This window comes from Clostridium sp. YIM B02569 (assembly GCF_022320765.1).
GTDB lineage: Bacteria > Bacillota > Clostridia > Clostridiales > Clostridiaceae > Clostridium > Clostridium beijerinckii.
Genome location: NZ_JAKJJX010000014.1, coordinates 60,518 through 82,198, shown reverse-complemented (window position 1 = coordinate 82,198; position 21,681 = coordinate 60,518). Strand labels below are relative to the sequence as shown.

Below are 21,681 nucleotides of genomic sequence, written 5' to 3'. Positions count from 1 at the left end.
ATTACAAAATGTATAGCCAGTAGAAATGCACATTTTTTCATCTCTACTGGCTATACATTTAATAAATATTTTATATTAAACCATAATTTAATATAAAATACTGTAAATTTTAAATTGTAACTTTTACTGTGTCTGAATTTTTATTAGCAATTAATTCATTCGCAACTTTTATTGCTCCTGTTGGACATTTTGCTAAACATGTTGCTTCACTACATTTTTCAGCACATATTTTCTGATCCACCACTGCGAGATTATTTTGAACTTGAATAGCTCCATAGCTACAATTCTTTGCACAAAGTCCACAGCCTATACAAGCAGCACTACATAACTTTCTAGCAATAGCTCCCTTATCTTTTGAATTACAATCAACTTTTACTCTAGCATTTATTGATATCATTTGAATGACATTTTTAGGACATGATTCTTCACACTTACCACAACCAGTACATTTTTTTCTATTAACAACTGGAAGTCCATTTTCTCCCATTGTCATAGCTCCAAAAGGACAACTGCTTACGCAAGTCCCAAATCCAATACATCCATGCTTACATCCTTTTGGTCCTCCTTGTATTAGGCTTGCCGCCTTACAATCATGAACTCCTTTGTATTTATAACTTAATGCTGCTTTTTCACTTGTTCCTTTGCATCTAACATGAGCTATTCTTGGTTCCACTTCTTCTGCTTTTTTACCTGTAATTTCTGCTACAAGTTTTGCTACAGCATCCTTTCCTGGAACGCATAAATTAGGAGGAACATCATCTTTCATAACTACTGCTTCTGCATATGCTGCACATCCTGCATAGCCGCATGCACCACATTGTCCTTTAGGAAGAATATCTTCTACTTCATGAATTAGTGGATTCACCTCCATAGCAAATTTTCTATTTGCAAATGCTAAGATAAAACCAAAAACCGCACCTATTCCTCCAAGGACCACTAAAACCATTATAACAGTAAACATAATCTTTACTCATCTCCTTTATATCATTCCTGAAAATCCCAAGAATGCCAATGCCAACATACCTGCTAATATAAAAGCAACTCCTGTTCCTTCTAGTGGTTTTGGCACATCTGCATAAACCAGCTTTTCTCTTAAACTTGCCATAAGTACTAAGGCCAGTGCAAATCCCATTCCTGATCCAATTGAGAACACTACACTTTTTACAAACGAGTAGTTTGACTCAACACTTAATAATGGAACTGATAATACAATACAGTTTGTTGCTATTAAAAGAAGATATATTCCCCACATGCTGTATAATGTAGGTGCTTGTTTCTTTATAATTAATTCTAATAATTGCACAAAACTTGCTATAAGTATAACGAAAACAATAGTTGTTAAGAATGTCAAATGATATGGCAAAAGTACAAAATTATATACAACCCATGCTAACATTGAACTTAGAGTTATAACAGAGGTAACTGCCATTCCCATACCTATTGATGCATCTAAACTTTTAGAAACTCCAAAAAATATACAAAGCCCAACAAATTTTGTTAAAACAAAATTATTTACAAGTAGCGCACCTATAAACAATGTAAAATACTCTCTCATTATGCTTCACTTCCTTCTATTTTTTTAGCTTCTTTATGTGCATTGTGGAGCTTTATTGCTCCTATCATATAACCTATTAGTATAAATGCACCAGCTGGTAGTATCATAATTAAAGGCGCGTTGTACCATGAGCCTAGTATTTTAAACCCAAGAATTGATCCACTTCCTAAAAGCTCTCTTATTACAGATATTGAAAGCATAGCTAGTGTAAAACCACATCCCATTCCAAATCCATCTAAGAATGATGGAAACACTTTATTTTTTGATGCGAATACCTCTGCTCTTGCAAGTATTATAGCAAAAACAACTACTAAGTCTAAATAAATACCAAGAGCACTATATAATTCAGGTGATATTGCCTGCAATGCAAGTTCTACAACGGTAACTATAGTAGCTATAAATGTAATATAAACTGGTACTCTAACCTTTGGGTTTACAAATTTTCTTGTAAGCGATACAACTACGTTATTGCTTGTAATAACGAAGGTTACACATAAGCCCATAGTAAAACCATTGATCACTGATGATGTAACAGCTAATGCAGGACAAAGACTTAAGCATAACATAAATATTGGATTTTCATCGTACAAACCCTTGCTAAAAATTTTCCACTTTTCCTTCATATTATTTACCTCCTGCAAACTCTGTTACTTCATGCACAGCATTTTTGACAGCTAATGTTACAGCTCTAGATGAAATGGTTGCGCCTGTCATAGCTTGAATATCATCCTTATCAGACGCATCTTTTGTTACAGTTAAATTTGCTTCTTTTTTTCCTTTAAATTGACTTCTAAAAGGTTCTTTTGAAGCATTATCTCCTAGACCTGGAGTTTCATTATGTGCTAGTATCTTATAATCTATTACTTCTCCTGCTGGTGTAATAGCTACAAGCATTTTAATTTCTCCACCATATCCTCTGCTTTCTCCTGGAACTACATATGCAATTACTTTACCGCCTTTTTCGGCTGTAAACCAATCGGCCTTATCCGGAACAGCCTTGAAATTATCGGCATCACTAACTAATGCTCTCATAGATTCTTGTTTTGATATTTCTCTCTTTTCAGATGCAATCGGTGCCGTAACATAATATACTAGTCCTATTATTAAACCAGATGCCAAGCAAGTTATTATTAAATTTATCGCTATCTGAAAAATAGAATACTCCTTATTAATAGCATGTTCATTGGACATTTTACTACCCCCTTGCTCCAAATTGTTTTGGCTTTACAAAACGATCTATTAGTGGTGTTACAGCATTCATAAGTAAAAGCGAATAGCAAACGCCTTCTGGATAACCACCTATTAATCTAATTAATGATGTTATTAGTCCAGCTCCCACTGCAAAAATTATTTGCCCCTTTAAAGTTATAGGTGCCGTAACCATATCTGTCGCCATAAAAAATGCACCTATAATTAATCCTCCAGCCATCATATGGAAAATAGGATCACCACTAAATAAACCTGAAGGTCCGAAAATCCAGGTTATTATTCCTACTGTTCCTATCATGCATACAGGAACTTGCCATTTTATATATCCCTTATATATAAGATACGCGCCTCCAATTATAAGAAGTATTGTTGAAGTTTCTCCTGCGCTTCCATTTCTTGTGCCAATAAACATAGCTTTATACAATTCTGTATTGCCACCAAAAGTTTCAATCAATTTAGAATATCCTTGTTGTTTTAATATGTTCAATGGTGTAGCAGAGCTAACAACATCTACTGAAGTTGTCATCTTTGTCCATGTTGTCATTGCAACTGGCCAAGATACCATTAATGCTGCTCTTCCAATATGAGCCGGATTAAAAATATTATATCCAAGCCCACCCATAGAATGCTTGGCTATTACTATGGCTACAAACGAACCCGCTATTATCATATAAACAGGTAACGTTGGGGACACGCACATAGCTAGCAATAATCCAGTTAAAAATGCACTTCCGTCAAATGCTGTGATCTTCTTTTTGCGGAATTTTTGAACCAGATATTCAAAAGCAACTGCTGAAGCTGCACCAACAACTAAGTTAATTAATGCAGGGATACCAAAATAATATATAGAAAAAATAGCAGCTGGTGCTAATGCTATGTTTACATTCCACATTATCTTTGAGATTGATTCATCACAACGAATATGTGGAGATGCTGATACAGTAAAACTATTTTCCTGTGTATCAGCTTCTTTTGCTTTAATTCCTTGCACTTTACTTTCTTGTACTCCAATTTCGGAACTCATTTTACCCCTTCTTCCTTTACTTTTTTTGTGCCATTGCTAAATTTTGTGATTTTGAATATTTTATATACTGAACTATGTTACGTTTTGCAGGACATGTATAAACACAACTTCCACATTCAATACAATTTAGCAAATTATATTCTTCTTTGGCCTCTTTAAATTTATGACGTTCACCTAATATGCTTAGCATACTTGGGATTAGACCCATAGGACACGCCTCAACACATCTTCCACATCTTATACAAGGGGACTCCTCACCAGAATTTATGGCATCTTTACTTAATGCTAGAATTCCAGATACACCTTTAATCACAGGAACATCTAATGAAAATTGAGCCATTCCCATCATAGGCCCTCCCATAATTAGCTTCTCTGGCGTTTTGCTAAATCCACCACAATAACTTATGGCTTCTTTAAAACTTGTTCCTATTCTTAGTAATAGATTTTTAGGTTCCTTAATTGCATCTCCTGAAACAGTAGTAACTCTTTGAATTATTGGAATGCCATTTACTACTGCATCATAAATAGCTATAACTGTACCAACATTTTGTACAACAACTCCAACATCCATAGGCAATCCACCCGATGGAACTTCTCGACTTGTAAGCACTTTTATAAGCATCTTTTCTGCACCTTGAGGATACTTTGTAGGTAGAGCTACAATGTCAACTGATGTACCCTTAAATGCTTCTTTCATAACTTTTACTGCTTCTGGTTTATTATCTTCTATTCCTATAATTCCTTTGCTAACTCCTAGTGTTTTCATAACTATCTTAACTCCAGTTACTATACGGTCAGCATATTCAATCATCATTCTATAGTCTGCTGTCAAGTATGGCTCACATTCAGCAGCATTTACGATAAATGTATCAACTTCCTTGTTTGGAGAAAGTTTAACGTGTGTAGGAAATGTAGCACCACCCATTCCAACTATTCCAGCATTTTTTATGATATCAAGAACTTCTTTCTTCTCAAGATTTTCCCAATCTCGTTCTAATGGTATTCCATCGACCCATTCGTCTAACCCATCACTTTTAATAACAACTGATAAGCATTTTACTAACGATGTATGTGGCATTTCTGCAATACTTGTAACTTTTCCTGATATTGATGAATGTATTGGACTATGCATAAATGCTTCACTAGTTGCTATGACCTGTCCTTTTTTTACTATATCCCCAACTTTAACTATAGGCGTACATGGTGCTCCAATATGTTGGCTCATAGGAATAGTTACTGTTTCAGGTAATGGTGGTAACTCAATGGCCTTATCAGAAGTATACTTTTTACTGTCTTTCGGATGAATTCCTCCGAGAAAACTTTTTAACATTAATAATCGCCTCACAAACCTCTTAAGAATAAATTATTTACAATTAAATTTACATAACTACAATAATTCGTAAGATAATATTTATAATACAAGTAAATAATATTTACAATATGAGTAATATATACTTGAATAAATAATAGTTCATCAATTTTTTATTTAAATATCGAGAAATAAATCTATCATAAAATGCGAATAATTACTGGCTTGGACTTTTCATTTGCAGCACTTGCCTTATCGAAATGTTTTACAATAACAATAGATAAAGCAAATATAACTACCCCACCAATCACTTGGAACATAAATTTATTAACTCCTATATATTGACCTATAAACCCTCCTAACATTACACCAATAAATAAAGCAATCAACGGCAGAATAAATACAATAAAAGCTGCTCTCAGAACATTGGTTTCTTTTATTTCAAGAATTACTCTTTGCCCTGGCTTTGCTCCTATTTTATTATTCGCTTCTAAGATTAGGCTTTCGCTTCCCGGGCAAGCACCACAGTTTTTGCAATCACTATGTCTACCAACTTTAATTCTTGCCGAATTTCCAACCACCTCAATTACTAGGCCTTGTTCTGTTTTCATCGTTATCAAACTCCTTAAAATTGCTTATAACTTATTACACGAATACGTTTCTATTAACTTTCATCCAGTTAAAAAATATAGCATAAATATATCACCTCACAAATATACGTTTTCATAGCATTCAATATAATACATAAAATGTAATACCTTATTAATTAATGAATTATTTGGTATTTTGTTTTATTATAAACCTTTATATTTTTAATTTAAAGAATAGTTTTTAAATTAACATTTTTAAGACGTTAATTCTTTAACATTCAAATTGCTAATTAATGTTTAAATAAGTTATTATTTAAACATTAATTAGCAATTGACTATCTTTACTGTGTAAAAAATACACATTTAACTTTAATCTCTTTATTGAATTTTTGTTATATAATTGATATTTTTTTAACATAGTTTTACATTTAATAAATTTTTTACTAAATATAAAACTCACAGTTTTATTTAAAATATATATTCTGAGTTTCTCTATTAATTAATTGAGTCGGCATATAGATTCCTTGATAAAATCTTTAATATTTTAAATTTTGTGGATTATTTTTATCTTTTGGATAAACTATTAAAGTATAATAGTTTTAATAAATAAATTTGAACTTTACTTGGAAATAGAAAGGAGAATTATTTTGGTTGAGATTAAGGAAGGTAATCATAAATTTTATATCGGTGATGACGAAGATAATATAAAAGCTGTAGTAACATATATAGATAGTGGAGAAAATAACATTATACTTGATCATACTTTTGTATCACCAGAACTTAGAGGAAAAAATATCGGTCAGCAACTGGTTAAAAGGGTCGTGGATTTTGCTAGACAACATAACAAAAAGATAATACCACAATGTTGGTTTGCAGAAGAGGAGTTTGTTTCACATAAAGAATATGAAGATGTTTGGTTCAAATAAAATTTTACCATTTCATGAGTATATTTGCTTATTTAAAAATAGATCAAAATTAATTAGAGAGAGTTACTATAGAAAACTCTCTCTAATTTAGTGAATAATTTTTGTATAATTAAGATTAATTCTGGATAATTTATGCACCAATTGTTGCTAACATTATCGCTTTTATAGAATGCATTCTATTTTCTGCTTCGTCAAATACTACAGATTGTTTTCCTTCGAATACTTCATCCGTAACTTCCAATGCAGTCATGCCAAATTTTTCTCCTACATCTTTTCCCACTTTAGTTTTTAAATCATGGTAAGCCGGTAAACAATGCATAAATATTGCGTTTTCATTTGCATTATTCATAACATCCTTGTTTACTTGATATGGGCTCAACAATTTTAGTCGACTTTCCCAAACTTCATCTGGTTCACCCATTGATACCCATACATCAGTATAGATCACATCTGCATTTTTAGTTCCTTTATTAACATCTTCTATTAAAGTTATCGTACCTCCAGCTTCCTGAGCTATCTCCTTACATTTTTCCACTAACTCTTCTGATGGAAATAATTCTTTAGGTGCACAAGCAGTGAAATTTAAGCCCATCTTTGCACAAGCTACCATGAGAGAGTTTCCCATATTATTTCTTGCATCTCCCATATAGACAAAATTAACACCTTTTAGTCTTCCAAGTTTCTCTTCTATTGTTAGAAGGTCTGCAATCATTTGAGTTGGATGAAATTCATCAGTTAATCCATTCCATACTGGAACTCCTGCATACTTAGCCAATTCTTCAACTATTTCCTGACTAAAGCCTCTATACTCTATTCCGTCATACATTCTACCAAGAACTCTTGCTGTATCTGCTATACTTTCTTTTTTCCCCATTTGAGATCCTGCTGAATCTAGGTATGTAACCCCCATTCCCAAATCTCTTCCAGCCACTTCAAATGAACATCTTGTTCTTGTAGATGTCTTTTCAAATAATAATACTATGTTCTTACCTTTCAGCTTATCATGTAAAATTCCAGTTCTTTTTAATGTTTTTAATTCCTTAGACAAATCTAACAGATATCTAATCTCTTCTGGTTTAAAATCTAATAACTTTAAAAAACTTCTTCCCCTTAAATTTACTGCCATGCTCATTCTCCTTCTATTTATAATATTTTTATAAATAAAAAATCTATTTTATTTAGTATATATACTGTAAATAAGTTTATACATAATATAGATGTCCAACTTTAAAACTAGACTTGTGTAATAACTTACCGAAATCATAAATATTTTGATTCCGAAAAGCTATGAAAATATCTCTGAAGGTTCTAAGCAGCAGGTTGTATCCACTTTAGCATGCTCCAACTTTCAGTTTGACAAGCTAAAATGGAACAACCTAAAGCTAAGAACCTTTAACAGCTCATTTTCAAATGTTTTCTCCACAAATATATTTATGATTTCTAGTGAAGATATGAGCTTAAAGTTTTAGCAACTTTGTAAATATGTTCATCTAATAAGTCTAATTCTTAAATTGTTTATCTATGTATAAACAATATATAACTTAAATTTACGTAATAATTTTTTATTTAATCCATATATTATTTATTATATGAATAATTATACAATAAATAGCATTATTATTCAATGTTTTGATATTATTTATTTATATTCAATATTTAAATAATACTTTTTCATTTAGAATTCCAACAAGTCAAGTCGTGAACGAAAAAGAGCATCGTTTATAATCAAAATATAACCATTTTGCGATACTCCCTTCTTTAATTATTATTTTTTATAACCGTATACGATATCTGTTAAATATTATAACATATTAATATTAATTCAACTTTATTTAGAAGGTGTAAGAGCCTCTATTATAGTTGTTTCTTGATCAGTTGTTATTGTTCCTGCTGTTACTAATCCATCTAATTTAGTCTTTATCATCTCTTTATATTTTTCAATTCCTTTAGATTTATCTTTTTCTCCTAATTGCTTTTCTTGTAGTTTTAACGCATTCTCTATTGCTGTTTCTTTATCTGAGGTCAATGTTCCAGCTGTTACCAAATTATCTAAAACTGTTTTAAAATTCCCTTTTGCATCTTTAAATGCTGTTTCTATTGCTGTCTGCTCATCTGCTGTTATTGTTCCAGCTGTCACTAAATCTGATAGCTTAGTCTTAAAGAGATCTTTATGTCCTTCATTTTTATCTTCTGACTTTAATGAATTTTCTATTGCTGTCTCTTTGTCTGAAGTTAGTGTACCATTTGTTACTAAGTTATCTAAAACTGTTTTAAAATTCCCTCTTGCATCTTTAAATGCTGTTTCTATTGCTGTCCGATCATCTGCTGTTATTGTTCCAGCTGTCACTAAATCTGATAATCTAGTCTTAAAGAAATCTTTATGTCCTTCATTTTTATCTTCTGACTTTAATGAATTTTCTATTGCTGTTTCTTTATCTGAAGTTAGTGTACCATTTGTTACTAAGTTATCTAAAACTGTTTTAAAATTCCCTTTTGCACCTTTAAATGCTGTTTCTATTGCTGTCTGATCATCTGCTGTTATTGTTCCAGCTGTCACTAAATCTGATAATTTAGTCTTAAATAAATCCTTATGTTCTCCATTTTTAAATCCGCTTTGTGGCATTAATGCTTCTTTGATAGCAGTTTCTTGATCTGAAGTTATTGATCCTGCTGCTACTAAAGGATCTAGTTTTATTTGGAAAGCATTCTCTCTACCTTTATGTTGAACTGCTGACTTATTGTTTGAAACATTTGAAGAATCTGCCGCAAATACTCCTGTACTTGCAGATATTACCATACTAGCTAAAATAACGCCTGTCATAACTTTACTCTTAATACTTTTATTTTTCATTTAAATTACATCCTTTCAAATATGTTATTCTATAGTCCAATTATTTTTGTATTAACTTATGTTTTCTTAAATTATATAAGATAATTTTTACAGTTTTGTCACAGAATTTAGTCAAAAATGTTACAAGAATAAAAAAATTCCATAATTCCTTATCTTATTATGTAAAATCAAATAATTAGTAACTTTACATTTTTTGATCATAATATGATTGATTACACAACTTTATAAGAGTATAATTTTTTAGAATGTAAATTTACAATTTATTATAATTATCCATTGTAAGGGAGATCCAGGTGTATGACTAAGAATTTATTAAATAAGTGCTTATTTAAATTAGAGGCAAATACAGGTAAACAACCTAATAAAAAGACTGTTTTAATTATATTAATTCTAATTGTTGTATCCTTAGCTAGTTTGTTTTTTATTTCTACTAATGAAAATTTATATGGAAATCCAATAGCTAAAATAACATCAATAACTGAAAATGAATCTAAAGAAGAAGATTCTACTGGAAAAATAGAACCTATGAAAAATCAAAAAATTGAAGCTATTATTATGAATGGTACATTTAAAGGAAATTCCATTGAACTTAATAATACAACATCATTTTCTCAAGTTAACGATTTAGATTTAAAAGTAAATGATGAAATTTTTATATCTCTGCAAAGTGACGATAATAATGGAATAACTTCTGCAAAAATTCTGGATTTAAAGAGGGACAAATATGTTATTTATATGATAAACATTTTTATAGCTCTGATATTACTCGTTGGAGGAATAAAAGGTTTTAAATCCTTAGTAAGTGTTGTTGCTAATATTTTAATTGTATTTTCAATAATTGGTCTATTTTCCAAAGGTTATGACTTAGCTATACTTTCTATAATAGGAAGTATACTTTTTATAATTGCTTCTTTATTTATAGTATCAGGAAAAAATAAAAAAACAGCTTCCGCCATAATTGGAACTTTAGCAGGTACTTTAACCTCAATGCTAATAGCTGGTATTGTGATTAAGTTAAATAATTGGAGTGGAATTCACTTTGAAGAAATGGAGTTTCTAACTCATCCTCCAGAAAAGATATTTTTCATTGAACTTATTATAGGTACACTAGGTGGAATAATGGATATTGCAATTTCTATATCTTCTGCCATAGATGAGCTTTATGATAAAAATCCTAATATTGATAGTAAGTCCATAATTAAATCTGCTCGAGAAATTGGACAAGATATTATGGGAACAATGTCAAATACATTAGTTTTTGCTTATCTAAGTGGTAGTATGCCAATAATATTACTTCTGCTTAGAAACGGGTTACCTATAACTTATATTATAAATATAAATCTTTCTCTAGAATTTATGAGAGCGCTTATTGGAAGCATCGGAATAGTTTTAAGTATTCCAATAACAATTTTTACCTCTATTGCTATTCTAAAAAAACATAAGATTGGAGAAGCTTAAGATCATGAATATAATACTAATATTATTAATTATTTTATTTATTCTTATGACAATTGTTGGAGGCACAAGAGGAATTAAATCATTTTTTACTTTAATCTTAAATTTCTTTACTTTTTTCTTTATGCTTATTCTAATTGGTGCAAAAATTGATCCTATTAAAGTTACTTTTATTTGTGCAATTTTCATTAGTTTTTTTAGTTTATTTTTTATTAATGGATTTAATAAAAAAACATTTTCTTCTTTATTATCTGTTATAATAGTTATTTTCTTAGTTATGTTTATAACATATAATATGAGTATGAATGCTCAAATACAAGGTTTTAGCAATGAGCAGGCAGAAACTGTTGCATTCCTATCTCTATATGTTCAATTGAACTTTTCAAAAATTGTAATATGTGAAATTCTAATTGGATTATTGGGAGCAATTATAGATGTATCTATATCAATATCATCATCAATGAATGAAATTTATAAGAATGATCCTATGTCAAGTAAGTATAGCTTATTTAAATCTGGAATGAATATTGGCAAAGATATATTAGGAACTATGACTAATACCCTTCTCTTTGCATACATAAGCGGATTTATGACATTAATAATATATTTTAATGAACTCAATTACCCTATCTCTACTATTATAAATGAAAAAGTTTTTTGTTCTGAAGTATTTCAAGTTTTAAGCTGCGGCATAGGTATTATTCTTATAATTCCTATTACTGCATTAATATCTTCAAGGCTTTTAGTTTTAAACATGCACTCAAAGAAAAATATGACCGTATAAAAATTGTTTTAAAAAATAAAAAACTATTTTGTTGTCTATCTATCCTTTTAAATAGTTAAACAACAAAATAGTTTTTTATCTCTATATCCTTCAATTGTAGTTAAATTAACTTAATCTAAATTCCTTATATAATTTCCAAGTTCCTTCTTCCCATTTATAAATAGTTATATTATCGAAGCTACACTTAAACTCACAATTATATCGATGAATGTAATCCCAAACTTTATCATAAATAGATTTTAAATTCTTTGATGCCAAGGTCACATGGAAAGTTTTATTTTTGCCATCTTTTCTATCAAATTTAACATACGGTATCTCATTCATTTTATCGATTAGCCTATCATGAACTTCTTTTGCCTCCTTAGACATATTTACCTTCATAAAAATTACCCTATCATTAAAATGATCATATCCATCAATTGTAAATAGCTCTGCTTTTTCCACTTTAATAAATTCATCGAGAACATTATTTAAATCTGTAATTCCATCATCATATTCAAAAGGTGCCTTAATTGTAAAATGTGAAGGAAGTTTAGATGATTTTGCTTTAAAATTTTTAAAAAGTTCTTTTCTTAAATTACTATTAAAATCTCCTGCTTCACCGTGTACTACAGAAACTATTACATATCTCATATTTATTTCTCCTTACATAATCAAACTTACTGTAATTAAGTTTATAATCAGATTCCCCTTCATAATTCTATTTTTTCATTACAATAAAATATTATGTAAATAATTATCAGCATTATTACCCTATCAATTTTATGTGCTGAAGGCATTTCCCTGCATATTTCAATAACTATAAATTCTTTATCTTAGAAACTATTTTATCATATACTTTCTTCATGTGTAGTTCATTAGAAAATAAATTTATTTCATCAATAGGTATCCATTTAACAGCACTGTTTTCATCTGGCTTAACAATAAGTTCTTCAGTTTCATCAGCTTCAATAATATATGCTAGAGAAGCATGTAAATGTGGAGAAACAAATTTTCCTTTTTTTATATGTCCAAAAACAGGTAAAATATCTATTGAAGCTATTTCATTACTAACTGGCATTAATTTTTTTACCCCAGTCTCCTCTCCTGCTTCTTTAATAGCAACAAAAAGTAAATCTTTTTCTCCATCAGCGTGGCCACCAGTCCATGCCCATGAATTATATATATTGTGATGAACCATTAAAGCCTTGCTTCTAGCTTTATTAATCACAAATGCTGAACTTGTCATATGTATAATTTCATTATCTCTAGTTAAAATATCATCAAATATTTTAGAATACTTTAATATAATTTCCTTATCCTTCATTTCCTGCTCATTACAGGGATTGTATTCCTTTACTGCATCAATCCACTCCATAATTTATCTCACTCTCACTAATTTTATATATTCTATAAACTACTATACCATATATTTGAGATAGTAATTTAATTATTATTATTTCTCCCCATAATTAATAATTATATAAATGCTAACAAAGGTGTAAATAATGACTTATTCCCCTAAATAGGTCATTATTTATATTTTGCGCTCTAATGAATAAAATTTTTTTAAATATTAATAATATTATTAACATCAATAATCTATATTAATATAAATTCAAGAGGTGAAAAAAATGCTTAAAGCTTTGAGTTATATAGGAAATAAGTTTAATGATTTAAATATCGTTTGGGGTGCTGGGGGATCAGTCTTACTAAGTCACTTTGGTCTTTTAAATAACCTAAATGATATATCTATTTTTGTTGATGTAAACGATATTTTAAAAATTGATGAAATGTTTAAAGATATGAGTAATGAAATAGCAAACAATGAAAGTAAATTATATTCACCAAAATATTTTCATAAATCTATTATAGAAGGCTCTGAGGTTAATATTATAGCCGGATTAAAGATTAATCACAGCAATGGTACATTCAAATATATTTTTCATTCTGATTCAATCTCAGAATTAACGGAAATTAATAAGATTGATATCCCCTTAATGTCCTTAGAAGATTTGTATGTACTTTATCAATTAAATCCTAACACAAAAGAAAAAGCAGCGCTAATAGAAAAATTTCTATTAACAAATGACATAAAAAATCCCAATTTACTAGAAAGATCTTTAAGAGGTGATTTACCTTTAGAATTAATAAACAAAATCGAAAGAATGTTAGTATGATTCAGACCTCTAATTTTGATATTCCGTGTATGATAAACTTTATGATAACTTTCATTTCTAATTTTCTATAACTTGGAACATTATCATAAGTTAAACATATTCCTATTTTATATCTTAATGTAATGTAATTTAATCCCAAACTATTAATATTTAATCAATGCTTCTTTTTATTTTGTATTTAATAAATAATCTTATTGATAAATAAAATCTATATTGTAAATTAATATATTAGGCAAACTTATCTTTCTGCTCAAAAAGGATATGAATAATATCACATCCTTTATGCTTTTAATATCTAATCTAATCAAAAAAAAGTCTATTTCTTACTATTGATTCGCCTCTAGTGGTGCCTCCGGTTCCTATACCACCGCTTGTTGTACCTCCAGTTCCTGTGCCACTGCCTGTTGTTCCTCCAGTTCCTATACCACCGCTTGTTGTTCCTCCGGTTCCCATGCCACCTGTTGTTCCTCCAGTTCCCATGCCGCCTGTTGTTCCTCCAGTTCCCATGCCACCGCTTGTTGTTCCTCCGGTTCCCATGCCACCGCTTGTTGTTCCTCCGGTACTTGGTCCTCCTAATAAAGTGGTTGCTCCTGTATTCTGCCACTGTTGAACTTGTGTAATTGCTTCCTGAGGAGTTTTACCTAAGCCAACAAGCACTCCTAGTAAAATAGCTTTTTGATATGCGCGTCGTGCGCCAACACCTTGTAATCCAGCTCCCTGACTAGTATCATTCAAAGAATAACTCACTATTGGCTCAATATATCTAATCCAATCATCTGGTCTAAAATTCGATGTATTTTGCTTAACTTGCCTCTTCATATTTTCATTGATATCAAAATTCATGTCACGCATGTTATTATCATCTACTAATATACCAACTTTAGGTGCATTATTAAGAATTTGCATCATTCCATGACAAGAATTAAATTGGTCTGTTAAATCCTGACCTGCATTAAGACCATGGTGTGTCCCTCCGCTCCAATTTGATTCATTGCTTACATCATAAACGACACCTTCTATAGCTACATACGCAGGTTTTCCTCCTCTTCCATCATATTGTGATAAATCATCTAATGTAAGTTCTTTAGGTTGCCTAAAAGAATTGCTTCCTGTAAGTTCATTAATAGTTTTTAAATCAAAATAAATAGACATAAATACCTCTCAAATATTTTTACCTATAAAATATATGCAGTTTCCTTGAAATAAATTCCTAAAAAGCACTTAAATTGTAAATAATAAAAATGTTCCATTTATCTTTTCTGTCTCTGTTCGTAAATCGAACAAAGACAAAATCTACTTTGATTACTATTTCGTAAATTTTCTTAACATATTTATAAAAAATTCAAAATATTTTTGATAAATTCTAAACGTTACTAGATTTTTCAGCAATTATATAGTAATATAGATATACTAAATTTGATTTTTTTTCAAATGATATATACTTCTTTTAAAATAATATAACATTATATCATTTATAGTATACAACATATTTCTTTCATTCATTTTTAGATATATAATTTTATACAAGGGGGCTTTACAATGAGTTTTGTAAATGTAAGAAAAATACCATCTCCAGAGGAAATAAAAGAAATTACTCCTCTAGCTGACAATCTAAAAAGGATTAAAGCAGAAAGAGATGAAGAAATCAAGAAAATATTTTCAGGCAATAGTGATAAGTTTGTAGTTATAATAGGACCTTGCTCGGCAGATGATGAAAATTCTGTTTGCGATTATGTTAACAGACTTGCAAAAGTAAATGAAAAAGTTAAAGATAAGCTTTTTATTGTTCCTAGAATTTATACAAATAAGCCTAGAACTACGGGTGAAGGATATAAAGGAATGTTTCATCAACCAGATCCTGAAAAATCACCTAATATTCTTGAAGGATTGATTTCAATCAGAAAGATGTTTATTCGTGCTATAGAAGAATCTGGGTTAACTCCAGCAGATGAAATGCTTTATCCTTCGAATTATATGTACTGCGATGATTTACTTACTTACGTGGCTATTGGAGCAAGAAGTGTTGAAAATCAACAGCATAGACTTACAGCCAGTGGGATTGATGTCCCTGTTGGTATGAAAAATCCAACAAGCGGAGACTTATCAGTAATGTTTAACTCAATCCAAGCGGCTCATGCAAAACATAATTTTTTATATAGGCACAATGAAGTAAATACTACTGGTAATCCTTATGCGCATGCAATTATGCGTGGTTCAGTTAATAAGCATGGTAATAATATTCCTAATTATCACTACGAAGATTTGATGAGAGTTTCTGAATTATATGGAGAATGCAACTTTCCATATCCAGCAGTAATTGTCGATGCAAATCATGCTAACTCTATGAAGAAATTTGCTGAACAACCCCGCATAGTTAAAGAAATACTCTACAGCAGAGGATATAACAATGATTTAAAAAAATTAGTTAAAGGTGTTATGATCGAAAGTTACATAGAAGAAGGATGTCAAAAAATTGATGAACACATTTATGGCAAATCAATTACTGATCCTTGCTTAGGTTGGGCTGCTACTGAGCAATTGCTTTACTATATTGCAGAACAAGTTTAATAAAATATATTAATTAAATAATCAAGTCAGTATGAAAATTTTATCATACTGACTTGGTATTCTTTAGAACTAATTACACAATTTATTAAAAAGTATCGGATTTAAATTCGTAATTTTATATATAGAATCTAAAATTATTGCTCTATGACACATCCCTCAAACACTTATATTTATGTGTCTCTATCTTTACACTCTAATATCTTCTCTTTGTATATCTATTATTTCTGCATCTGTATTATTTTCTATAAAGGTTATAATGTTCTCCATAGTAGAATCGGATTGAGCTGAATTCGAACATATTCCTGCAATACCTATAACTATTGTTTTATGAACATCTTGTTCATAAGCCTCAGATACAGATATGTTAAACTTATTTTTTAATTTTTGTGTTACGCTTTTTACAATCATTCTTTTCTCTTTTAATGAGTGAACCCACGATGCTCTTAATGTGACTTTCATAAATAAAATATTCATATAATAATCGCGTCCCTTTTCTTAAACTATAAATATAATTTAGTTTCAATTCTTCTGTCATATTCTGACCAGTTTCCTGGCTCTGTTCTATCTTTTATTTGAGAAATTTTATTCATTGTTGCATCTATTGAATCTGCATAATTTATTATAAAAGATTCTTCCATTCTCATTTCTCTAGGTGAACCATATTCAAGTTTTCCATGATGTTGAACTACACAGCCTTTTATTCTCATGATAAAATCTTCACTATAATATGAAGGATTTTTCATGATTGCCTTATCTATCATTTCAACACCAATAACTATATGCCCTTCCATTTCACCTCTAAGAGTATATTTAAACGGTCCATCATAAGACAACTCATAAATCTTCCCTATGTCATGCAGTTTTGCAGCAAGTATGGCAATTTCTGTTCTTCTGCAACCATATCTTTCGCAAAGCATTAAAGTTAAATGCATAACATTTAATGTATGTTCCGCAAGTCCTCCTATGTAATTATGATGCATCGATACTCCGCCTATACCTCTTTTAAATTTGTCTAGAAACTCTTCGTCTTTAAAGAAATAATCGTTCAAGGCTTTAGCCTCTTTTGAAACAATATACTTACTTGTATAAAGCTCTATTTCCTGCATAATATCATCAATAGGCCTATTTACTGTCGGAAGATAATCTGAAATGCTATAGCTTGTAATAATTTCATATTTTTTCACATCTAGAATTCCATCTTTAATTCCCTCAACTTCTAAAACTATTCCATCTGTAATATCATCTTTCTTGTTGGGTAAATTTGCCTTCGTTTCTCCACTTTTATCAGCCAATATGCAAACTATTTTTGCAGGATCTCTAAATAATATTTTCATGACCATTAGTGATATTTTTACGCTTTCACCGCTTTTCACATTGCTTAAAAAATTCTCTTTTGTATTCATTGTTTCCTCCAATTTTATCAGCTTATTTTATATATTGCTTCTAAGTTAAACATAGTATATGCAAAACAGTAACTTTATAATATTAAAAATTATATTTGTATCATCTTTCATTGTTTTATCTCTTCATTTTAAATTTACCTTGCTCTTAATACAAGATACTATCTACATTTTATAATATCAAATAAACTGTAAAAATGGGTAATTTTATAGAATTTTAGAAAAAAAAGGGGTATAATATTAATGCATTTGTTTAATCAACTTTTTATGTTAAAACAAATTTCTGATAAATTATAAATTTATATATACTTAGCCAAGCCTATATACATAGCTAATTATTTAAACATATGGAATAGTCACTTTTACTTACAAAATCGCTATTGAATAATATATGATCTATTAGTAAAAATCAGCTATGAGGTAAATTAATCTCTTAGCTAAAATGGGAGGATAACATGAAAACTAATTTGGGTATAGTAATTTGTGAAAATTTTATTGAAGAGATTGAATTTGCAGTAAAGACTTATAATATAAAAAATGTTATGATTATACCATTTACATCCACATGTTCAAAAGCAACAAACACAAAAAATCACTGTTTAATAGAGGCTATTAATTTATGTGAAAAAATGTGTAATAAAATTTTTGTTATTATTGAAAATAATTGTTGCAGCTCTAACTTAGAAGATTTTATTAATAACAAAGAAAAATGCACACTATATAAAATGGAACACTGTCTTAACTTATTTATTAATAAAGATGTAGTTAATAATCTTTTAGATACAAATTCATATGTTATAACATCAGGCTGGCTTAAAAACATGGATAAAGATAATACCTCATTTATTTTAGATAAAAAACCCAATAAGCTTCTCCTATTAGATACAGGAATTTATGAGGACAGCACAAAAGAAATTCAAATACTAGCTAACAACTTAAATTTACCTTACGATTCTTTTTTTGTCGGTTTAGATTTTTTTCATATGTTTATTGAAAAGATTATGCTTGATTGGAAACTTGAATTAAAAAATAAGAAAAAAATTAGTAATATAAAAATTCTCAGAGAAGAGAAATATAAAAAACTAAAAGACACTTATAAGTTAATTGAAAAGAAAAAGGGGCAACTCTTATACATATTAGACAGTATTTATGAGGGAGTTTTTATTTTAGACACAAATTATAAAATTCTTTTTGTAAATAAAGGCGTGGAAAAATTACTAAACATTGATAATTTTAAAAACATTCTAGGTAGAGACTTATTTGAAATTGGCATTGTTCATAAGGATTATCGCGATATTATACTTAATAGATTTGAAAAAGTGCTTAAGCATAATATATCAGTACCTATAATCGAAGAAAAAATGATTCAATTCGATGGAAATGTTATTCCAGTAAATATATACTCCGGAGCTATTGAATATGAAGGCAACCCATGTATATTAAGTGTTATCCGAGATATTTCGGAACATAAAAAATCTGAAAATCTTAGATTAAAAATACAAGAGCAAAGTCGGTTATTAGATAAAGCTGCAGAATATGATAAACTTAAAACAGAATTTTTTGCAAATTTATCTCATGAATTTAGAACCCCACTAAACGTAATGCTTAGCACACTGCAGCTTCTAAATTTAATTGGAGCAAACAAAACTAATACAGATAGTAAAGACAAAATAAGCAAATACTATAATATTATGAAACAAAACTGCTATAGGTTATTAAGGCTAGTAAATAATTTAATAGATATTACTAAAATTGATGCTGAATACTTTAAACTCAGCTTAAAAAATGAAAATATCATATCCACTATAGAAGATATAACTTTATCTGTAACTGATTATGCTAAAAACAAAGGTTTAGACATTATTTTTGATACAAACGTTGAAGAAAAGCTAATGGCTTGCGATGCGGATAAAATCGAAAGAATAATGCTTAATCTTCTTTCAAATGCCATAAAATTTACTTCTTCTGGAGGAAGCATATTTGTAAATATACTAGATAAAGATTCAAGCATTATAGTCTCTGTAAGAGATACTGGTGTTGGAATCCCTAAAGATAAACAATTATCCATTTTCAAGAGATTTGTTCAAGTAGATAAATCACTTTCGCGAAAAAGAGAAGGAAGTGGCATAGGACTTTCTCTCGTAAAATCTCTTGTTGAACTTCACAATGGTACAATTAAAATCAATAGTGAATATGGCAAAGGCAGTGAGTTTATAATAGAGCTTCCCGTTAAAGCTTTGCCAGAAAGCGAAAATGTTACTTCAGATGAGGATTTAGCAAAAGAAAGTAATATTCAAAGAATAAAAATAGAGTTTTCTGATATATATGATTAAATATTTTTAACATCAGTACATAAGGCCGCTATTAATATTTTAAGTACCTTATGTGCTGTAATTTTTAATATGACTCTAATCTAATACTCTTCCAACATATTTCATATTGGACCTACTTAATCTGCTTATTTTAACAACATCTCCAGTTCGAGGCGCTTGAATATACATATCATCCCCTATATACATCCCTACGTGTGTAGATTCTGATGGTTTATTAAATACCAAATCTCCTGGTTTAATTTCAGATATGCTAATTGTTTTCGCAAAACGCTGCTGGTCCTGTGATATTCTAGGTATATATATCCCTTGCGACTTAAATACATATTGAATCAAACCCGAGCAATCAAAGCCTGATGGTGACTCTCCTCCCCATAAATAAGGAACTTTCAAATATTTTTCAGCTTCTTCTATTAGAGACCTTTTCTGACCAGTAATATCAGATGATAATGTAACCGGAACAGTTATGCCTGTATTCCTGCTCAATAATATATTATTATCTTTAATATATTTTAATAGTTTATCTTTTTGATCCTCTAATTCTACAACTTGATTTCTAATATCGTTTTCATTTTTTTGCAAATCAGCTTTTCCTTTTTCTATCTCTTCATTTACTTCTATTATCCTTTTTTCGGACTCTTTTGCTTGTAAAATCATATTTTTATCATTTTCACATATTTTATATATTAATGATGCCTTATTCATTGCTTCTAAAACATTTCCCGAAGAAATTAAAGCATCTAAGTATTGAAGCGTTGTTGATTCAACACCTCCATTTAACTGTATACCTTTTAATCTATCGGCTAATTTCTTATCTTTCTCTTCTACATCTTCCTTAGCTATCTTTAATTGTTCTTCATTATCCTTTATTTGCTTTTCCTTTTGAGAAACTTCTTCTTTAATCTTATTTAGCTTGTCTATATTATTATCAATTTTGCTATCACATTCTTGAATGTTTTGTATAGCTTGTTCGAGTGATAGTTCAGGTTCTGCAAAAGCTGGCAATTCATTACTCATCATTGTCATAAAAAATAGTAAAGCTACTATTAACGCAAATTTACACCTAATTTTCATCTTATCCTCCCCTGGCATCTACTAAATATAAATCTCAACATTCTAAAAACAAAATCTTAATATATGAATATTCTTAACTAACAATAACAACATAATTTATCTGATGTCTAGTCACATTTGTCATCACTTTTTAAGCAGGTGGAAACTTTGGGTAGACCTAGATAAGTTAAACTACGATTTAGCCGGGCATTCCCCCACCTGAATCAAGTTTCACTTGATATTATATAGTTTTATAAAAAGTTATTTTACTTAATTCTCTTTCACATTATATATATTAACTAATCATAACTTTTATTACTGTATTGTTACTAAAATATATTAAATTTTTAATCCATTTCAGAAGAAATTTGTATTAAATTTATTAATTATTAACATTTACCAAACCTTTATTACTATAAAGATAATATTAAATTTATTTTCATAAATATCTTCAGAAAATTGCCTACA

21 protein-coding genes are annotated in these 21,681 nt (G+C 29.5%); 6 read left to right on the top strand and 15 right to left on the bottom strand.

Annotated features, from left to right (window positions below; all coding sequences use genetic code 11):
• Positions 1–109: 109 nt before the first annotated feature.
• The 7 genes from rnfB to L3B96_RS13990 form a co-directional block, all read right to left on the bottom strand.
• Positions 110–961, bottom strand: a complete 852-nt coding sequence (rnfB, locus tag L3B96_RS14020; protein ID WP_017211713.1) for an RnfABCDGE type electron transport complex subunit B — start codon at positions 959–961, stop codon at positions 110–112.
• Between the two features lie 18 nt (positions 962–979).
• Entirely contained in the window at positions 980–1,555 is a 576-nt protein-coding gene (locus L3B96_RS14015) for an RnfABCDGE type electron transport complex subunit A (RefSeq protein WP_012058667.1), read from the bottom strand.
• Complete coding sequence (gene rsxE / locus L3B96_RS14010) at positions 1,555–2,178, bottom strand: electron transport complex subunit RsxE (RefSeq protein ID WP_012058666.1); 624 nt, start codon at positions 2,176–2,178, stop codon at positions 1,555–1,557. Before rsxE ends, L3B96_RS14015 begins: the two co-directional genes overlap by 1 nt.
• 1 nt (position 2,179) lies before the next feature.
• Complete coding sequence (locus L3B96_RS14005) at positions 2,180–2,746, bottom strand: RnfABCDGE type electron transport complex subunit G (protein ID WP_012058665.1); 567 nt, start codon at positions 2,744–2,746, stop codon at positions 2,180–2,182.
• A gap of 4 nt (positions 2,747–2,750) precedes the next feature.
• Complete coding sequence (locus L3B96_RS14000) at positions 2,751–3,788, bottom strand: RnfABCDGE type electron transport complex subunit D (protein ID WP_012058664.1); 1,038 nt, start codon at positions 3,786–3,788, stop codon at positions 2,751–2,753.
• 16 nt (positions 3,789–3,804) lie between these two features.
• Positions 3,805–5,118, bottom strand: coding sequence for an electron transport complex subunit RsxC (gene rsxC, locus L3B96_RS13995; protein ID WP_012058663.1), 1,314 nt, complete (start codon positions 5,116–5,118; stop codon positions 3,805–3,807).
• Between the two features lie 179 nt (positions 5,119–5,297).
• Complete coding sequence (locus L3B96_RS13990; RefSeq protein WP_012058662.1) at positions 5,298–5,708, bottom strand: SoxR reducing system RseC family protein; 411 nt, start codon at positions 5,706–5,708, stop codon at positions 5,298–5,300.
• Between the two features lie 626 nt (positions 5,709–6,334).
• On the opposite strand from L3B96_RS13990, the gene L3B96_RS13985 reads away from it, so the two are divergent.
• Complete coding sequence (locus tag L3B96_RS13985; protein ID WP_012058661.1) at positions 6,335–6,613, top strand: GNAT family N-acetyltransferase; 279 nt, start codon at positions 6,335–6,337, stop codon at positions 6,611–6,613.
• 130 nt (positions 6,614–6,743) lie between these two features.
• On the opposite strand, the gene argF is transcribed toward L3B96_RS13985, so the two are convergent.
• The gene (gene argF / locus L3B96_RS13980; RefSeq protein ID WP_238861470.1) at positions 6,744–7,739 is read right to left on the bottom strand and encodes an ornithine carbamoyltransferase; all 996 of its coding nucleotides are present in this window, start codon (positions 7,737–7,739) and stop codon (positions 6,744–6,746) included.
• Positions 7,740–8,441: 702 nt separating this feature from the next.
• The gene (locus tag L3B96_RS13975) at positions 8,442–9,464 is read right to left on the bottom strand and encodes a hypothetical protein (protein ID WP_238861469.1); all 1,023 of its coding nucleotides are present in this window, start codon (positions 9,462–9,464) and stop codon (positions 8,442–8,444) included.
• A gap of 297 nt (positions 9,465–9,761) precedes the next feature.
• On the opposite strand from L3B96_RS13975, the gene L3B96_RS13970 reads away from it, so the two are divergent.
• A complete protein-coding gene (locus tag L3B96_RS13970) occupies positions 9,762–10,922 on the top strand; it encodes a YibE/F family protein (RefSeq protein ID WP_238861467.1) in 1,161 nt (386 codons plus the stop codon).
• A gap of 4 nt (positions 10,923–10,926) precedes the next feature.
• Positions 10,927–11,703 carry a YibE/F family protein gene (locus L3B96_RS13965; RefSeq protein WP_238861466.1) on the top strand — a complete coding sequence of 259 codons (777 nt, stop codon included), beginning with the start codon at positions 10,927–10,929 and terminating at the stop codon, positions 11,701–11,703.
• 105 nt (positions 11,704–11,808) lie between these two features.
• On the opposite strand, the gene L3B96_RS13960 is transcribed toward L3B96_RS13965, so the two are convergent.
• Positions 11,809–12,336, bottom strand: coding sequence for a 2'-5' RNA ligase family protein (locus L3B96_RS13960; protein WP_238861465.1), 528 nt, complete (start codon positions 12,334–12,336; stop codon positions 11,809–11,811).
• A gap of 166 nt (positions 12,337–12,502) precedes the next feature.
• Positions 12,503–13,060 (bottom strand): NUDIX hydrolase, encoded by a 558-nt coding sequence (locus L3B96_RS13955; protein WP_238861464.1) that lies wholly within the window; start codon positions 13,058–13,060, stop codon positions 12,503–12,505.
• A 256-nt stretch (positions 13,061–13,316) separates the two neighbouring features.
• On the opposite strand from L3B96_RS13955, the gene L3B96_RS13950 reads away from it, so the two are divergent.
• Positions 13,317–13,862 (top strand): hypothetical protein, encoded by a 546-nt coding sequence (locus L3B96_RS13950; RefSeq protein ID WP_238861463.1) that lies wholly within the window; start codon positions 13,317–13,319, stop codon positions 13,860–13,862.
• Positions 13,863–14,162: 300 nt separating this feature from the next.
• On the opposite strand, the gene L3B96_RS13945 is transcribed toward L3B96_RS13950, so the two are convergent.
• A complete protein-coding gene (locus L3B96_RS13945; RefSeq protein ID WP_238861462.1) occupies positions 14,163–15,014 on the bottom strand; it encodes a cytochrome b5 domain-containing protein in 852 nt (283 codons plus the stop codon).
• A 387-nt stretch (positions 15,015–15,401) separates the two neighbouring features.
• Here L3B96_RS13945 and L3B96_RS13940 point away from each other — a divergent pair, with 387 nt between their 5' ends.
• The gene (locus tag L3B96_RS13940) at positions 15,402–16,430 is read left to right on the top strand and encodes a 3-deoxy-7-phosphoheptulonate synthase (protein WP_238861461.1); all 1,029 of its coding nucleotides are present in this window, start codon (positions 15,402–15,404) and stop codon (positions 16,428–16,430) included.
• Between the two features lie 186 nt (positions 16,431–16,616).
• On the opposite strand, the gene L3B96_RS13935 is transcribed toward L3B96_RS13940, so the two are convergent.
• Positions 16,617–16,904, bottom strand: a complete 288-nt coding sequence (locus tag L3B96_RS13935) for a DUF503 domain-containing protein (RefSeq protein ID WP_012058651.1) — start codon at positions 16,902–16,904, stop codon at positions 16,617–16,619.
• Between the two features lie 26 nt (positions 16,905–16,930).
• Complete coding sequence (locus L3B96_RS13930) at positions 16,931–17,833, bottom strand: 3'-5' exoribonuclease YhaM family protein (protein ID WP_012058650.1); 903 nt, start codon at positions 17,831–17,833, stop codon at positions 16,931–16,933.
• A 452-nt stretch (positions 17,834–18,285) separates the two neighbouring features.
• Between L3B96_RS13930 and L3B96_RS13925 the strand changes: the two genes are divergently transcribed.
• The gene (locus L3B96_RS13925; RefSeq protein WP_238861460.1) at positions 18,286–20,163 is read left to right on the top strand and encodes a PAS domain-containing sensor histidine kinase; all 1,878 of its coding nucleotides are present in this window, start codon (positions 18,286–18,288) and stop codon (positions 20,161–20,163) included.
• Positions 20,164–20,238: 75 nt separating this feature from the next.
• On the opposite strand, the gene L3B96_RS13920 is transcribed toward L3B96_RS13925, so the two are convergent.
• Positions 20,239–21,234 (bottom strand): C40 family peptidase, encoded by a 996-nt coding sequence (locus L3B96_RS13920; RefSeq protein ID WP_012058648.1) that lies wholly within the window; start codon positions 21,232–21,234, stop codon positions 20,239–20,241.
• Positions 21,235–21,681: the final 447 nt, after the last annotated feature.

Coding starts and splice junctions, on each gene's coding strand:
- rnfB (WP_017211713.1), bottom strand. CDS start 961: ATGTTTACTGTTATAATGGTTTTAGTGGTCCTTGGAGGAATAGGTGCG.
- L3B96_RS14015 (WP_012058667.1), bottom strand. CDS start 1,555: ATGAGAGAGTATTTTACATTGTTTATAGGTGCGCTACTTGTAAATAAT.
- rsxE (WP_012058666.1), bottom strand. CDS start 2,178: ATGAAGGAAAAGTGGAAAATTTTTAGCAAGGGTTTGTACGATGAAAAT.
- L3B96_RS14005 (WP_012058665.1), bottom strand. CDS start 2,746: ATGTCCAATGAACATGCTATTAATAAGGAGTATTCTATTTTTCAGATA.
- L3B96_RS14000 (WP_012058664.1), bottom strand. CDS start 3,788: ATGAGTTCCGAAATTGGAGTACAAGAAAGTAAAGTGCAAGGAATTAAA.
- rsxC (WP_012058663.1), bottom strand. CDS start 5,118: ATGTTAAAAAGTTTTCTCGGAGGAATTCATCCGAAAGACAGTAAAAAG.
- L3B96_RS13990 (WP_012058662.1), bottom strand. CDS start 5,708: ATGAAAACAGAACAAGGCCTAGTAATTGAGGTGGTTGGAAATTCGGCA.
- argF (WP_238861470.1), bottom strand. CDS start 7,739: ATGGCAGTAAATTTAAGGGGAAGAAGTTTTTTAAAGTTATTAGATTTT.
- L3B96_RS13975 (WP_238861469.1), bottom strand. CDS start 9,464: ATGAAAAATAAAAGTATTAAGAGTAAAGTTATGACAGGCGTTATTTTA.
- L3B96_RS13970 (WP_238861467.1), top strand. CDS start 9,762: ATGACTAAGAATTTATTAAATAAGTGCTTATTTAAATTAGAGGCAAAT.
- L3B96_RS13965 (WP_238861466.1), top strand. CDS start 10,927: ATGAATATAATACTAATATTATTAATTATTTTATTTATTCTTATGACA.
- L3B96_RS13960 (WP_238861465.1), bottom strand. CDS start 12,336: ATGAGATATGTAATAGTTTCTGTAGTACACGGTGAAGCAGGAGATTTT.
- L3B96_RS13955 (WP_238861464.1), bottom strand. CDS start 13,060: ATGGAGTGGATTGATGCAGTAAAGGAATACAATCCCTGTAATGAGCAG.
- L3B96_RS13950 (WP_238861463.1), top strand. CDS start 13,317: ATGCTTAAAGCTTTGAGTTATATAGGAAATAAGTTTAATGATTTAAAT.
- L3B96_RS13945 (WP_238861462.1), bottom strand. CDS start 15,014: ATGTCTATTTATTTTGATTTAAAAACTATTAATGAACTTACAGGAAGC.
- L3B96_RS13940 (WP_238861461.1), top strand. CDS start 15,402: ATGAGTTTTGTAAATGTAAGAAAAATACCATCTCCAGAGGAAATAAAA.
- L3B96_RS13935 (WP_012058651.1), bottom strand. CDS start 16,904: ATGAATATTTTATTTATGAAAGTCACATTAAGAGCATCGTGGGTTCAC.
- L3B96_RS13930 (WP_012058650.1), bottom strand. CDS start 17,833: ATGAATACAAAAGAGAATTTTTTAAGCAATGTGAAAAGCGGTGAAAGC.
- L3B96_RS13925 (WP_238861460.1), top strand. CDS start 18,286: ATGAAAACTAATTTGGGTATAGTAATTTGTGAAAATTTTATTGAAGAG.
- L3B96_RS13920 (WP_012058648.1), bottom strand. CDS start 21,234: ATGAAAATTAGGTGTAAATTTGCGTTAATAGTAGCTTTACTATTTTTT.